Source organism: Anaerococcus rubeinfantis, from assembly GCF_001487145.1.
GTDB classification, from domain to species: domain Bacteria; phylum Bacillota; class Clostridia; order Tissierellales; family Peptoniphilaceae; genus Anaerococcus; species Anaerococcus rubeinfantis.
This window is the reverse complement of sequence record NZ_LN913016.1, coordinates 1,584,563-1,599,833: the sequence shown is the minus strand read 5'-3', so window position 1 is coordinate 1,599,833 and position 15,271 is coordinate 1,584,563. Positions and strand designations below refer to the sequence as shown.

The window sequence follows — 15,271 nt, the reverse complement described above, 5'->3', positions numbered from 1 at the left end:
TAATAAAGCTATGACTAGAGAAAAAACAAAATTAAAAACATACAACACAAAAAATAAAATAACTTACTTTCTTTACTTTTTGTCTGCGATTTGTGTTTTTGCCTTTGGTCTTTATTATAAAGAAGGATTTGAGCTTGGTGGGGGAATATTTTTATTTTTAAGAGGGATATACTTGATAAAAACCAACAACAAGGAAAAGGGCTCAATAATTAGAAACGAAAAAAAGACTATAAATATAAAACTTATTTTGATTTTGGTCTTTTCTTTGATAAATCCCATAGGCACTCTTCCTTTTTTATATGAGATTAAAAAAAGAGATTGGGTTATAAACGGAGGGCTCGATGAAGAAAAAAAGTAAATTAAGCCTTCTTGTTTTGGCAATAATTATTTTATTTTCCTCTTGTGCCCAAAGAAGAATAAACTATCTTGAGCAAAGAAGAGATATTTTAATTGCAGAAAAAAAGCAAAAAGAAAAAAAGATTGTAAAAATAAATCCAGACAAAATAGATGAATTTAAGTCCATTGAAGATTATATGAAATGGTATGATAAACTCGATGGACCTTGCCAGTTAGTCTTTGAAGATAAAAAAGAAAAGGAAAATTTAAGCCAAGAAGAAATGGTTGAAGATTTCAATTATCTTTTTAATGAAATTCGAGATAATTATCCATTTTTTGGAGTATTAAAAAGAAAATATGGTATAGATTTTCTTTCAAACTATTCAAAATATTTGAATGAAGTAAAATTTTGCAAAAGCGACGAGGAATTTACAAAAACCATGGAAAAAATAATCGCCGATCTTCATAATGACCATGCAACAATAGCACAAAAGGCCTATGTAGAAGAAACCCTAGATTATTATTCACATTTTTGGAAAGATCCTTCCATGTATTACGAATTTTTGACCATGAACAAGGAAAGTGTCAGGGACAGATACGATATAAAAGGCGTACAATCAAAAGATTTAAAGAAAAAGAAATCTTTGAAAAAGTCAAAGGATACAGAAAATTCTGGTGAAAATTTACAAGTAAAATTGCTTGATAAAGAACTTGGACTTGTAAAAATAAATGAAATGCTTGCAGAATATGAATTAAATTCTGATATGGAAAAATTGGACAATTTTTTAGAAGAAAATGAAAATCTCAAGGCTCTCGTTATCGATATAAGAGGAAATTCCGGAGGAAATATAGAATATTGGCAAGAATACTTGCTCCCAAGACTTATAGAAAAAAAGGTTTCCGTAAATAACCATATGTTTTTTAAAGATGGAATGAGGACAAGGCTTTTACTCAAAAGTGAAGGAATTTCTTGTGAAAATATTTCAAACGTAGACTTAGGAAAAATGGACCTTGAGCACAAGGAAGATTTGAAAGATTTTTCATATTATAGCAAGGATAAAATAGAAATTGCCCCAATGAAAGATAATAAATTCAAGGGGAATTTATATTTGTTAGTTGATGAGGGAGTTTATTCAGCAGCCGAAGGCATGGCAAATTTTTGTAAAAATGCAAAAATTGCAAAATTACTAGGGCAAAAAACTGGAGGAGATGGAGTAACCCTTGGATTAATAAACGATGTTTGTCCAAATTCGGGCCTAGTTTTTACCTACACAAACACCCTTGGATATTCCCAAGACGGTTTGATAAATGAAGAAGAAAAAACTAGCCCAGATATATACACAGAAAGTTTTAATGAGTCGATTGATACAATAAAAAGATTAGAAAAAATAGGAGAATAAGATGTACGGATCAATAGAATTTGGTGGAACAAAAATAAAATGCGCGAGCTTTGATGAAAAGGGAAAAGCAATAGATGATTGCTGGATAGATACAGGCAAACCTGAAGAAAATTTAGAAAAAATTGGAGAATTTTATAAGAAAAATCCAGTAGAATCTCTGGGAGTGGGAGCCTTTGGCCCAATAGATTTAAACGAAAATTCAAAAACCTACGGCTTTATCCAAAATACACCAAAAAAACTTTGGGTAAACTATGACTTATTAGGAAATTTAAAAAAACAAGTTTGCCAAAAAATTAAAATCGTAACAGACGTTGGACTTTCATTAATAGGAGAAGCAAACAAAGGAGCAGGCGAAAATTTAAATTCAAGCCTATATCTTACGATAGGAACAGGAATCGGAGGAGCCTATATCCAAAACGGAAAATTATTGAATGGATTTTCCCATCCAGAAATGGGTCACATAAATATAAAAAGATTAAAAGATGATGATTTCAAATCAATCTGTACCTACCACGAAGATTGCCTAGAAGGACTTGCCTGTGGACCAAGCATTCACAAAAGACTCGGCAAAAATCCAAAAGAAGCCGACATAAATGAAAAAGCCTTCAAAATCGCAGCAAATTATATAGCCCAAGCAATTTATGTTTACACCTTGGTATTAAGACCAGAAATTGTAATAATAGGTGGAGGTCTAATAAATAAAGAAGGCTTTATCGAAATGATAAGAGAAGAATTTGATAAAATAAAGGGAGATTATATAGATGTAACTCCAAGCGAAAAATATATAGTAAAACCAAAACTAAAAAACGACTCAGCCCTAGTGGGAGGATACTTGTTGGCAAAATCTTTGTAAGAAATAGAAAGGGAGCTAGAAATAGCCCCCTTTTTTGTAAGGAGAATTTATGAATATAGAAGAAATGGTAATAAAAAATTACGAAAAATTAAATGATACAGACTTATATATTTGGCAATATATTTTAGAAAATAAAAATGAAATTTCAGGACTTACAATTTCAAAACTTTCCAAAAAAATCAGCGTATCTTCAACAACTATAGTAAGATTTGTAAATAAAATTGGCTTAAACGGATATAGTGAATTAAAATTTTTGGTAAAACAAGAATTAGAAAAAGATCAATTGCCTCAATCGAATGATTTTGAAAAAACTTGTAATTCAATTGTAAAATATGTAAATGAATTAAAAGAAAAAGACTACAGAAAAATTTGTAAAATAACCGATGATGCAAAAAAATTATTTGTTTGGGGATCAGGAGATATCCAAGAATCAGTAGCAGAACATTTGGTAAGGTTATTTTTATCAAGTGGAGAACTGATGTATATGATAAAAGGCAATAACGTAGACAAAGAAGCGTTTAATCTTATTGGAAAAGATGATGCCATATTTTTAATTTCTCTAAGTGGTGAAAGCAAACACGTGATAAATTTAGCAGAAAAATTAAAAATAAGAGGGGTAAAAATAATTTCTATAACAGAATTTAAGGACAATAAACTTTCTAGCATGAGCGAGGAATCACTTTATGTAAGATCTTCTCAAATAAATTTTTCAAAATCTCATCCAAATTATAAGACAACAAGTCTTTTTTATGTTTTGGCAGAACTTTTGGTAATAAAATATAGAGACTACAAAAATAAGGCGTGAAAAATTTTCACACCTTGTGGAAAATATTTCTCCCAAAGTTAGAAAAATTCATATTTATTCAAATTGTTGACAAAGGATTTCCCTTATTGTATTATGAAATCACAAGATAAGTGAATCACTTAAATAAATTCAAAATGAATATAATATCAAACGAGGTGAATAATTATGATGAAAAAAATTCAAAGATTTGGTGCAGCTATGTACACACCAGCAATTTTATTTGCCTTTGCAGGAATGATGGTTGGATTTTCTATTGTTTTTCAAAATGAAACTATAATGGGATCTCTTGCAGCAGAGGGAACCAACTGGTCAAAATTCTGGGGAATTATTGCCAGCGGTTCTTGGACAGTGTTTTTCCAATTACCAATTTTATTTGCTGTATCTCTTCCAATAACTTTAGCTAATAAAGAACAGGCTAGAGGATCTTTGGAAGCCATTGTTACATACCTAACATTTAATTATTTTATAAATGGAATGATTAATGCTTGGGGAGAAAACTTTGGCATCAATCCAAACGCAGAGGTAGGAACTGGAACAGGACTTGCAAGCATTGCAGGTATAACAACTCTTGATACAGGAATGCTGGGTGCTTTGTTAGTTGGAGGAATTGTAGTATTTTTACACAACAGATTTTATGACTACAGACTTCCAGAAATGCTTGGAACTTTTAGGGGAACTCCTTTTGTAGTAATGTTAGGATTTTTCCTTATGATTCCTTTGGCTCTTCTAACTTGTCTAGTGTGGCCAGTTTTTCAAAATGTTTTGTTGGGTATGCAAGGATTTTTCAAAGGATCTGGATCTATTGGAATTTGGATTTATGCTTTCTTGCAAAAAATTCTAATTCCTACTGGACTTCATCACTTTGTATATGCTCCATTTGTTTATGGAGATGCAGTTATCCAAGGTGGAACTTCAGTTTATTGGGCAACTCATATAAAAGATTTTGCAACAAGTGCAAAAACATTAAAAGAAATGTATACTATTGGATTTTCTCTTTCTGGTTTATCAAAAGTATTTGGTTCATTGGGAATAATGGCAGCATTTATAAAAACATCAAAGCCTGAAAGAAGAAAAAAAGTAATTGCTTTAATGATTCCAGCAACTCTTACAGCAGTTTTAACTGGAGTAACTGAACCATTAGAATTTACCTTCTTATTTATAGCGCCAATTTTATTTGTAGTCCATGCTGTTTTGGATGCGACTTTGCAAATGATTGCTTTTGCACTTGGAGTTGTAGGAGATTTTGGTGGTGGAATTATAAACTGGGTTGTTTTAAACTGGCTACCTCTTGGAATTTATCATTATAAAACCTATATTATTCAAGTTGTTCTTGGAGTGATATTCGCAGTACTTTACTTTTTAATATTTACTTTCTTAATAAAGAAAATGAATTTAAAAACACCTGGCAGGGAAGAAGGAAGCAAAGAAACAAAACTTTACTACAAAAAAGACTATCAAAACAAAAAAGCTGAAGGAAATAAATCAAAAGAATATTACGATGCAAGTGCTTATCTAGATCTTTTGGGTGGTAAGGAAAATGTTGAAGCTGTTACAAATTGTGCGACAAGATTAAGAGTTAGTGTAAAAGATAAATCTCTTGTTGCAGATGAAGAAAATTTTAAAGATGTGGGTGCCTATGGCCTTGTTAAACAAGGAAATAATATGCAAATTATAGTAGGAACTCAAGTATCTTTTGTTAGAGAAGAATTTGAAAATATTTTAAAAGGAGAATAATAAAATGAAAGAAAAACAAAGAGTAGTTATTGCTGGTGGTGGATCAACTTATACAGCAGGTATTGTGATGATGCTTTTGGAAAACACTGATGCTTTTCCAATAAAATCAATAAAACTTTATGATAACAACAAAGAAAGACAAGAAATAGTTGCTAAAGCGTGTGAAATTATTTCAAAAGAACACGATCCAGAAATTGAATTTTCTTATACAACAGATCCAAAAGAAGCTTTTACAGATGTTGATTTTGTTATGGCTCAACTTAGAGTTGGACAATTGCCAATGAGAGAAAAGGATGAAAAAATTCCTCTAAAACATGGAGTTGTTGGACAAGAAACTTGTGGACCAGGTGGACTTGCTTATGGACTTAGAACTATTGGACCATTGATTGATATGATTGATTATATGGAAAAATATTCTCCAGACGCTTGGCTATTAAACTATTCAAACCCAGCTGCAATAGCTGCTGAAGCTTGTAGAAGACTTAGACCAAATTCAAAAGTAATAAATATTTGCGATATGCCAGTTTGTCTTGAAGAAATTTTTGCAAGAATTTTAAAATTAAATTCAAGAAAAGATTTTGATGTAAGATATTACGGTTTAAACCACTTTGGTTGGTGGACAAATATTACAGATAAAGATGGTAATGATTTGATGCCTCAATTATTAGAATACACAGCAAAAAATGGTTATGAAGAATTTACTGATTTGGGTCAAGGAAAAGAAAGTTCATGGCTAGTTACAATGAGGGCTGCAAAACAACTTAATGCAATGGATCCAGAAACATTACCAAACACCTATTTGAAATATTATTTGATGGCAGATGAAACTGTTGAACACGAAGATCCAAACTACACAAGAGCAAATGAAGTAATGGATAGAAGAGAAAAAGATGTATTTGAAGAATGCCAAAGAATTATTGAAAATGGAACTGCAAAAGACACATTCTTTGCATCAAGTGAGCACTCAGAATTTATTGTAGATCTTGCTTGTGCTCTTGCCTTTAATACTGAAGAAAGATTCTTGTTGATTGTTGAAAACAATGGAGCAATTTCAAACTTTAGAGATGACGCTATGGTTGAAATTCCTTGTATAGTTGGAAAAAATAGGATTGAACCATTAAGCATTGGAGAAATTCCTGATTTCCAAAAAGGACTAATGGAACAACAAGTTGCAAGTGAAAAATTAGCAGTATCTGCTTGGATGGATAATTCTTACCAAAAAATGTGGCAAGCATTAACCTTAAATAAAACAGTACCAAGTGGAAAAGTTGCAAAAGAAATTTTAGATGATTTAATAGAAGCTAATAAAGATTATTGGCCAGAACTTAGATAGTAATTAAGGCTGTTGCAGGTTATGAATATCAATTCATTAGCAACAGCCTCTTAAATTGGAGATATTTTATGACTTATAAGTACATGACTTTGAAATATGCAATAATTCAGCTTTTTTTTGGCATACTTACATCAAGTCTTATAGGATTTACAACCCTATATTTAAATTCAAAGGGAATTGAAAGTATAAATATCGGTATTTTTATTTCACTTTGTAATATATCTGTGATTGGATTTTCCTACATAAATAAGATTTTGAAAAAAATTTTAAAAAACAAAAATATAATAGACTTGGCGGTTATTTTTTGCTTGATTGGAATAATTAGCTTAGTTTTTGACCTTTTTCAAAAAGTAAATATTTTTATTTTGGTATTTTTGTTTTTTCCCTACCTCTATTCAATTGCTATCCAAACAACAATAAATACCATAAGCGGATTTATGTATAACAAGGGAATTAGGATGAATTTTGGCCTTGCAAAAGTTTTTTGCTCAATAGCTTTTTCCCTAAATACAATTTTTTTGTCAAAACTTATAAGCTTTACAAGTGAAAATGCAGTAATTTATTTGAGTATTTTTTCATACTTATTCTTGATCCTTGTCTTAAAATCTATACCAAAAGAAATTTTAGAAAAAGATGAAAAATTTATTGATAAAAAAAATATAGAAAAAAAGTCTTTCAGAGGAGATTTCTATATATTTTTGCTTGCTTATGGACTTTTGTGTGCCTATCATTTTATGAAAACAACCTACATGATTGATATTATAGAATATAATAAAGGAAATGTAATGGATTTGGGCAAGGTTTTAAGTTTTGGTTCAATAAGCGAAATTCCGATTTTACTTTTGTTCAGTAAAATCGAGATAAAATTTGGAGCAAGAAAACTCCTTTTGATAAGCTCCTTGTTTTTCCTAATCCAATCCCTTACAATTGGTCTTTCTGAAAATATAATTTTCATATATTTATCAGCAAGTCTTCAAGGACTCGCTTTTGGGCTTTTGATTCCATCTGCCGTTTATTATGTAAATGAAAGTTTTGATATAAGTTTAAACGAAAAGGGGCAAGGCTTACTTGTGAGTGCAAGTTCAATTGGCACAATAATTTCAACAAGTTTTGCGAGTTTTGTCATGACCTACTTTAAATTTTCATCATTTTTGTGGGCGGGATTTGTATTTTGCTTGTTAGGATTTTTGATTTTCATCCTAGTATTAAAAAAGAGTTAAAGCAAAAGATTAAATTTTAAAATTAAAAAAGTATTTTAAAATTCAATTTTTATCATTAATTTATTTTATGCTAAGGATTAAGAAAAAAATCGTTTTGCCTTGCTTTTTTAAACTAATGGGGTAGAATCTTTTACAAGAAGAAATTATTTTTAATTATTTTAAAAAGTTAAACTTTGTTTAATCCCGGACTTATTATCTATACCCAATACTATTCTTCTTTATTTTCCCAGCCGAGGCTGGGTTTTTTTATTTTGTTTTTTTAAATAGTATAATGGTATTAGTAATTGTTAGGAGGATTTTTTTGTTTTTTTATTCATTTGGTTTAAATCATCACAAGGCAGATATAAATATTCGTGAGAAGGTTCATTTTAAGGATTCAAATATTATTGAAGCTAGCGAAATTTTGGAAAATTATGGCTTTGAGGAAGTTGTGATTTTATCAACTTGCAACAGGTCTGAAATTTTTGCTGTAGCTGATGAGGATATTTTTTCTGATGATTTTTTTGTGGAATTTTTTGAAAAATTTTTCTCCCTTAGTAATTTGTCTCCTTATATTTTTGTAAAAAAAGATTTGGATGCTATAGATCATCTTTTTTATTTGACTTCTGGTTTGGATTCCTTGATTGTTGGTGAAGACCAAATTTTAGGTCAGGTGAGTGATGCCTATCAAACCAGCCTTTCTCTAGGATTTTGTAAAAAAATTTTGTCGGAAGCTTTTAAAAGGGCAATAAATCTTTCAAAAAAAATAAAATCCGACTCAAATATCTCCCATATTCCCCTTTCTCTTCCCTATATTGCAGTGAAAAAGGCTCAAGAAATATCTTCTCTATCAAATAAGAACGCCCTTGTTATCGGCATTGGAAATATTGGCAAACTTTGCATAGAAAATCTTTTAGAAAGTGGTGCAAATATTTTTATTTCTAATTGGAAGATGGAAAATTCTATAAAAATTCAAAAAAATTATGGGGGTGTGAATATTATTCCTTTTGAAAAAGTAGGAGAAAGCCTCGAGTCTATGGATTTTATTTTTTCTGCCACAGCTTCTCCTCACTTGATTTTAAAAAAAGATCAATTTTTAAATATTAAAAAGGAAAAATATATTTTTGACCTTGCCCTTCCAAGGGACTGTGATCCTGAAATTTCAAAAATTTCAAATATAAAGCTTATGGATATTGATTCAATAAAGGATATTTCTAGGAAAAATCTTGAAAAAAGGTCAATGATTTTATCTTCTTATAAGGGTGAGATTGATGAAAAATCTAGGGACTTTTTCACTTGGATGAAGGAAGTAAAAATTGACTATATTTTAAAAGATTTAAATGATAGGTGTGATGATTTGGCTGATAAGACCATGGACTATATTTTTAGAAAGACTGATATGACTGCAAGTCAAAAAAAGAAAGTTGATAAGGCTGTAAGAAATGCCATAAAAAAAATCGCTCGTGATCCAGTTTTAAATTTTAAAGAAAATCACGGGAAAGATTTTGATAAGAGTTTGAAAATTTTGACGAAGGTTTACAAAAAATGAGATATTTTCCAATTTCTATAGATTCAAAAGATAAAATTTGTCTTTTTCTTGGCGGAGGAAGGATTTGTAAGAGAAAAATAGAGTCCCTTTTGAAGGGGGATTTTTCTTTTCTTATCTATGGCAAGGAAATTGACAAGGAAGTAATAAAACTTTATAAGGAAAATCCCCAAAGAATAAAAATTGTGGAGAAAAATATTGACCAAAATTTTATTTTTCCACCATGTGATTTTTTGTTTTTGGCAACGGGGGATAGGGATTTAAATAAAATTTTAAGAGAAAAAGCGAAAGACCAAGGGCTTAGAACTTTGGATTTGTCGGATTCTTTGGGAAGCGATTTTTATTTGAGAAAAAATATTTCAAATGAATTTATCGATATTTCCATATCAAGTAACGGCCAGGTTCCAATTTTTTCTTCTCTTATAGGAGATGATTTGGAAAAATATTTGGAAAGCCTTGATATGGAAAAAATAAAATTAATGGTAAAAATCCGCGATAAATTAAGGGAAAATGGAATTTATAATAAGGCGCTTTTGCTAGATTTGTACAAAGAAGACAAGGAATTTTTGAAAAAATATTTGGAGAAGATTTGATGATAAAAATTGGAAGCAGGGGAAGTAAACTCGCCCTAATTCAGGCTGGATTGGTAAAAGAAATTTTGGAAAAAGAAGGACTTGATTTAAAAATTATAAAAATTTCTACAAAGGGCGACAGGATTAGGGATAGGAAAATTGATCAAATAAATTCAAAGGGAGTTTTCGTAAAGGAAATTGAAGAGGCACTTTTGGAGAAAAAAATTGATATAGCCGTTCATTCCTTAAAAGATATGCCATCAAATATTGATGAAAAACTAATTTTTGCGCCGCCTTTAAAGGCCGAAGACCCAAGGGATGTTTTTGTTGGAAAAGAAATTTTCAAAAAAATGGATGATTTGAATAATGCTCTCGTTGGAACAGGATCAAACAGGAGAATTTGTCAGGGGGAAAATTATTTTTCAAATATAAAATTTAGACCAATCAGGGGAAATGTTGAAACAAGGATTGGAAAAATTGAAAAAGAAAATCTTGATGGGGTTATTCTTGCAAAAGCTGGACTTATAAGGGCAGGGCTTGATGAAAAAATTAATTTTGACCTAGACCCTCATATTTTTACTCCTTCACCATGTCAGGGGATTTTGGGCATAGAAATTAGAAAAGAAGACGAGAATTTATTTGAAATTTTTAAGAAATATTCTGATAAAAATAGCCAGATAAGAATGGAAGCTGAAAGGGCCTTTCAAAAAGAACTTGGTGCTGATTGTTCAACTCCTATGGGAATTTTTACAGAAATTTCTAATGAAAAAATCACTCTTACAGGTGCCTTTGCCTTTAATAAAAATGACAAAATGAGCTATGAAAAAGTGAGTGGAAAAATTTCTGATAGGATAAATCTTGGAAAAAATCTTGCAAAAAAATTAAAAAGAAAATCCTACAAAAAAATTATTTTGGCAGGGGCAGGAATAGGACCGGCCGATAATATTACTCTTGCTGTAAAAAAAGCCTTGGATCAAGCTGATGTAATAATTTATGATAGACTTTTAAATCAAGAAATTTTACAGCTTTATAGAAATAAAGACCTATATTATGTGGGAAAATCCATGGGTGACCATGTTTTAAGTCAAGATGAGATAAACAAATTGATGGTGGACTTGGCAAAATCGGGGAAAAAAGTTGTGAGATTAAAAGGCGGTGATCCCTATGTTTTTGGAAGAGGATCAGAAGAGGCGCTTTTTATAAAAGAAAATGGTTTGGAATTTGAAACTCTTTCAGGACTTACATCGGGAATAGTTTGCCTAAATACAGCAGGAATTCCACCGACTCACAGGAATATAGCAACATCAGTTTCCTTTATTACAGGTCATAGGTCGAAAAATAAAAATGAAGATTTCAAAAAATATGCAAAACTTCCAGGAAGCCTAGTTTTTTATATGGGACTTAAAAATCTTCCAAATATAATAAAAGATTTAATAGACGGGGGGATGAAAAAAGATAAAAAAATCGCCATTATTTCAAATGGTTCAAGCCCAAAACAAAAAGTTTATACTTCGACTGTAGAAAAAGTTTTGGAAGAAATTGATATTGAAAAAATAAAAAGGCCAGCAATAATAGTTATTTCTGACACGATTGGTCTTAGAGAATATCTAAATTATTTTGAAAATAAAAATTTTTCAAGAAAAATCGCCCTTACTCGTGATTATGAATCGGGTATAAATGATAAGAAAAAACTAGAAGCTATGGGCTTTGATGTGAAAATTATTCCTACAATAAAAATTGTTGAGAAAAATTTGGATATTTTGGAAGAAAAATTCAAAAATTTTTCCTATGATTATTTGGTATTTACATCCAAAAATGCTGTAAAAATATTTTTTGAAAAATTAATAGAAAACCACGATATAAGAGATATTGGAAAAGTGAAAATTGCAGCAATAGGCGAGAGGACAAAAAAAGAAATAGAAAAATATAATTTAAAAGTCGACATAGTGCCAAGAAATTTTGTTGGCGAAAATCTACTGGATGAGATGGGAAAATATGTAAAAAAAGATGACAAAATATTTTTCCCTCACTCAAATTTGTCTAGGAAAAAAATCATAGATGGCCTTGATAAAATGGGAAATCTGGATGAAATTGAAATTTATGACAATATAAAAGAAGAAAAATTAGACCAAGATTTAGATTTTGACGAAATTATTTTCACCTCATCATCTTGCGTGAATAATTTTCTAGAAATTTATGGAAAAGAAGCACTTTTAAATAAAAAAATTTATTCCATTGGACAAATTACTACAAAAACTATAAAAAATCATGGCCTAGAAGTTTACAAAGAATCAAAAAAGCAAAGCATGGATTCATTGATTGAAAAGATTGGAGAAAATTATGAGGATGAGAAGAATTAGAGAAAATAAAATTTTAAGAGAAATGACAAAAGAAACAAGTCTTGAAATTTCTGATTTTATTTACCCACTTTTTGTGGTTGAAGGTGAAAATATAAAAAAAGAAATTCCTTCAATGCCAGATTGCTATCATTTTTCAATAGATAAATTAGAAGATGAGATAAATGAAATTGTAGACCTTGGAATAAGAGCGGTGATTTTATTTGGAATTCCAAATAAAAAAGACGACCACGGGTCAGAAGCTTATGCAGAAGATGGAATTATCCAAAAAGCTGTAAGAAAAATAAAAGAAATAAATAAAGATTTGCTTGTTATAACAGATGTTTGTATGTGCGAATACACAGACCATGGTCATTGTGGAATTTTGGACCACGAAGGACATGTTTTAAATGACGAAACCGTTTCATATATTGCAAAAATTGCCCTATCTCACGCAAAGGCAGGAGCGGATATTATCGCCCCATCAGATATGATGGATTTTAGGATAAAGGCAATTAGAAAAATTCTCGATGAAAATAATTTTAAAAATATTCCTATAATGGCATATTCAGCAAAATATGCATCAAATTTTTACGGACCATTTAGGGATGCAGCAGATTCTGCTCCATCATTTGGCGATAGAAAATCATATCAAATGGATTATCACAATTCAAACGAGGCAATGAGAGAAATTGCCCTAGACCTTGAAGAAGATGCAGATTTTATAATTGTAAAGCCAGCCCTATCATTTTTGGATATAATTCAAAGAACAAAAGATAATTTCAACACAAATATTGTTGCCTACAATGTAAGCGGGGAATATTCTATGGTAAAAAATGCCATAAAAATGGGCCTTGTAAAAGAAGAAATAATTTATGAAATTTTAATTTCAATAAAAAGAGCCGGGGCAAAAATGATAATTACCTACCACGCAAAAGAAATGGCAAAAAAATTGAGGGGAGAGGAATAATGAATCTTTTTGACCAAGCGAAAAAATATATACCAGGCGGAGTAAATTCTCCAGTAAGAGCCTTTGGAGCTGTCGGTGGCAATCCACTTTTTGCAAAATATGGAAAAGGATCAACAATAGTTGACGAAAATAATGAAGCTTATATAGATTTTATTTCATCATGGGGACCAATGATTTTGGGCCATGGGAAAAAAGAATTGATAGAAAAAGCAAAAGGATATTTGGAAGAAGGCTTAACCTTTGGGCTTCCTACAAAAGTAGAAGTCGATATGGCAAAATTTTTGGCAGAAGCTTTCGATACTGACATGATAAGAATGGTAAATTCTGGAACAGAAGCAACCATGTCAGCCATAAGATGTGCAAGAGGATTTAGCAAAAAAGATAAAATAATAAAATTTGAAGGCTGCTATCATGGCCACTCTGATGGACTTTTGGTAAAATCCGGATCGGGAGCTTTGACCTTTAATGTAGCCACATCAGCAGGAGTTCCAAAAGAAGTAATAAAAGATACCCTAGTTTGCAAATATAACGACATAGAATCTGTCAAAAAAACAATTGAGGAAAACAAAAATCAAATTGCAGCCGTAATCCTAGAACCAATTGCTGGAAATATGGGAGTTGTTCCGATAGATTTAGAATTTGTAAAAGAGCTTAGAAAAATTACAGAAGAAAATAAAATAATTTTGATATTTGACGAAGTAATCACAGCCTTTAGATTAAAATTCGGATCAATTTCTACAGAATTTGGAGTAAAACCAGATATGTTTTGCTTTGGAAAAATTGTAGGAGGGGGAATGCCAGTTGGAGGCTTTGGAGGAAGACGAGAAATAATGGAAGTTTTATCGCCAATTGGCCCAGTCTACCAAGCAGGAACCCTATCAGGCTCCCCATTTATAATGAAAATGGGACTAGATGTTTTAACAATTTTAAAAGAAAATCCAGATATTTATAAAAGACTTGAAAAATATGCAAAAATGCTAGAAGAAGGATTCAAAGATAATTTAAAACAAACAGGAGTAGACGGATTTGTAACAAGGTATAAATCAATGATGTCAATATTTTTTGGAGAATTTGACCAAATAAAATCCTACGACGACGTTCAAAAAGCAGACCTTGAAACCTATTCAAAATATTTTAACTACATGAAAGATAAAAAAATTCTCCTACCCCCAGCCCAATTTGAAGCAATGTTCATGTCAGATGCTTTGGATGAGGATATAATAAATTACACAATAGAACAAAACAAAAAAGCCCTAGAATATATTAAAAAAACAAAATAAAAAAATCTTTAAAAACAAAGCAAATAGAAATGACACCCATCTCGAGCGAAGTCGAGAGATCTTGTGATTAAGTTTATCAAAAAATAAAATTTATTCTTTAGCAAAATAAAAAAAAGAGATCTCTCGACTCATTGCATTCGCTCGAGATGGGTTAATTTTTTATTCACCTAAATTCTTCGGATTATTTTAGAATTAAGCAAAGATAATATATAGATTTATATAAATAAAATATTGTATCAAGAAAAAATGAAAAATAAATAACTCATAATAAAAACTTTAGTAATTAAAAAATGAGTATAAGTACCCATCTCGACCTTGTAGAGAGATCTCATGATTAAGTTTATCAAAAAATAAAATTTATTCTTTAGCAAAATAAAAAGAGAGATCTCTCCATGCACTCCACTACGTTACGTTTAGTCGAGATGGGTGTTTGGGATATTCATTTAATAGCTAAAGTCTATAGTATTAAATATTAGAGAATTTTAAAAACTAGATTATATAATTAAAATCAAAAAAACTTTTTGTAAATCCTTAAGCAATAAAAAAAGCTCCAAGCAAACCCATCTCGAGCAGATAAATATGCCTTGATTTGGCATATTTATCCCTAAAACTAGTGCAGATTTATAACCGTTGATTTCGGTTATAAATCCTGAAAACTAGTGCGAGAGCACGGAAGAATTTACGAAGCAAATGAGTTTTAGTAGTCGAGAGATCTCTTATTAAATTCAAATATAAAAAAAAATCTATCCTTCAGAAATAAACCAAATAAAACCAACGCCCATCTCGACCTTGTGGAGAGATCTCGTGATTAAGTTTATCAAGAAATAAAATTTATCCTTTAGCAAAATAAAAAAAGAGATCTATCCGTGAACTTCACTACCTTATCTTTAGTCGAGAAGGGCTATAG

Annotated in this window: 12 protein-coding genes; all 12 read left to right on the top strand. The window is 30.6% G+C overall.

Annotation, left to right across the window (positions count from 1 at the left end; translation table 11 throughout):
• Window positions 1–10 precede the first annotated feature (10 nt).
• The 12 genes from BN3265_RS08530 (at window position 11) to hemL (ending at window position 14,364) form a co-directional block, all read left to right on the top strand.
• Entirely contained in the window at window positions 11–358 is a 348-nt protein-coding gene (locus BN3265_RS08530; RefSeq protein WP_058991147.1) for a hypothetical protein, read from the top strand.
• Complete coding sequence (locus tag BN3265_RS08525) at window positions 342–1,736, top strand: S41 family peptidase (protein WP_058991146.1); 1,395 nt, start codon at window positions 342–344, stop codon at window positions 1,734–1,736. Before BN3265_RS08530 ends, BN3265_RS08525 begins: the two co-directional genes overlap by 17 nt.
• Before the next feature lies 1 nt (window position 1,737).
• Window positions 1,738–2,589: an ROK family protein gene (locus tag BN3265_RS08520; RefSeq protein ID WP_058991145.1), complete on the top strand. Its 852-nt coding sequence runs from the start codon at window positions 1,738–1,740 to the stop codon at window positions 2,587–2,589.
• Window positions 2,590–2,638: 49 nt separating this feature from the next.
• The gene (locus BN3265_RS08515) at window positions 2,639–3,394 is read left to right on the top strand and encodes a MurR/RpiR family transcriptional regulator (RefSeq protein ID WP_058991144.1); all 756 of its coding nucleotides are present in this window, start codon (window positions 2,639–2,641) and stop codon (window positions 3,392–3,394) included.
• A 165-nt stretch (window positions 3,395–3,559) separates the two neighbouring features.
• Window positions 3,560–5,128 (top strand): alpha-glucoside-specific PTS transporter subunit IIBC, encoded by a 1,569-nt coding sequence (locus BN3265_RS08510; protein WP_058991143.1) that lies wholly within the window; start codon window positions 3,560–3,562, stop codon window positions 5,126–5,128.
• A 4-nt stretch (window positions 5,129–5,132) separates the two neighbouring features.
• The gene (locus BN3265_RS08505; RefSeq protein ID WP_058991142.1) at window positions 5,133–6,461 is read left to right on the top strand and encodes a 6-phospho-alpha-glucosidase; all 1,329 of its coding nucleotides are present in this window, start codon (window positions 5,133–5,135) and stop codon (window positions 6,459–6,461) included.
• Between the two features lie 68 nt (window positions 6,462–6,529).
• Window positions 6,530–7,681 (top strand): MFS transporter, encoded by a 1,152-nt coding sequence (locus BN3265_RS08500; RefSeq protein ID WP_058991141.1) that lies wholly within the window; start codon window positions 6,530–6,532, stop codon window positions 7,679–7,681.
• Between the two features lie 301 nt (window positions 7,682–7,982).
• A complete protein-coding gene (gene hemA / locus BN3265_RS08495) occupies window positions 7,983–9,209 on the top strand; it encodes a glutamyl-tRNA reductase (protein WP_058991140.1) in 1,227 nt (408 codons plus the stop codon).
• Complete coding sequence (locus BN3265_RS08490; RefSeq protein ID WP_058991139.1) at window positions 9,206–9,799, top strand: precorrin-2 dehydrogenase/sirohydrochlorin ferrochelatase family protein; 594 nt, start codon at window positions 9,206–9,208, stop codon at window positions 9,797–9,799. Before hemA ends, BN3265_RS08490 begins: the two co-directional genes overlap by 4 nt.
• Window positions 9,799–12,138 carry a hydroxymethylbilane synthase gene (gene hemC, locus BN3265_RS08485; RefSeq protein WP_058991138.1) on the top strand — a complete coding sequence of 780 codons (2,340 nt, stop codon included), beginning with the start codon at window positions 9,799–9,801 and terminating at the stop codon, window positions 12,136–12,138. Before BN3265_RS08490 ends, hemC begins: the two co-directional genes overlap by 1 nt.
• Window positions 12,125–13,084: a porphobilinogen synthase gene (gene hemB / locus BN3265_RS08480; RefSeq protein WP_245191107.1), complete on the top strand. Its 960-nt coding sequence runs from the start codon at window positions 12,125–12,127 to the stop codon at window positions 13,082–13,084. The genes hemC and hemB overlap by 14 nt, the downstream gene beginning before the upstream one ends.
• A complete protein-coding gene (gene hemL / locus BN3265_RS08475; RefSeq protein ID WP_058991137.1) occupies window positions 13,084–14,364 on the top strand; it encodes a glutamate-1-semialdehyde 2,1-aminomutase in 1,281 nt (426 codons plus the stop codon). The genes hemB and hemL overlap by 1 nt, the downstream gene beginning before the upstream one ends.
• Window positions 14,365–15,271: the final 907 nt, after the last annotated feature.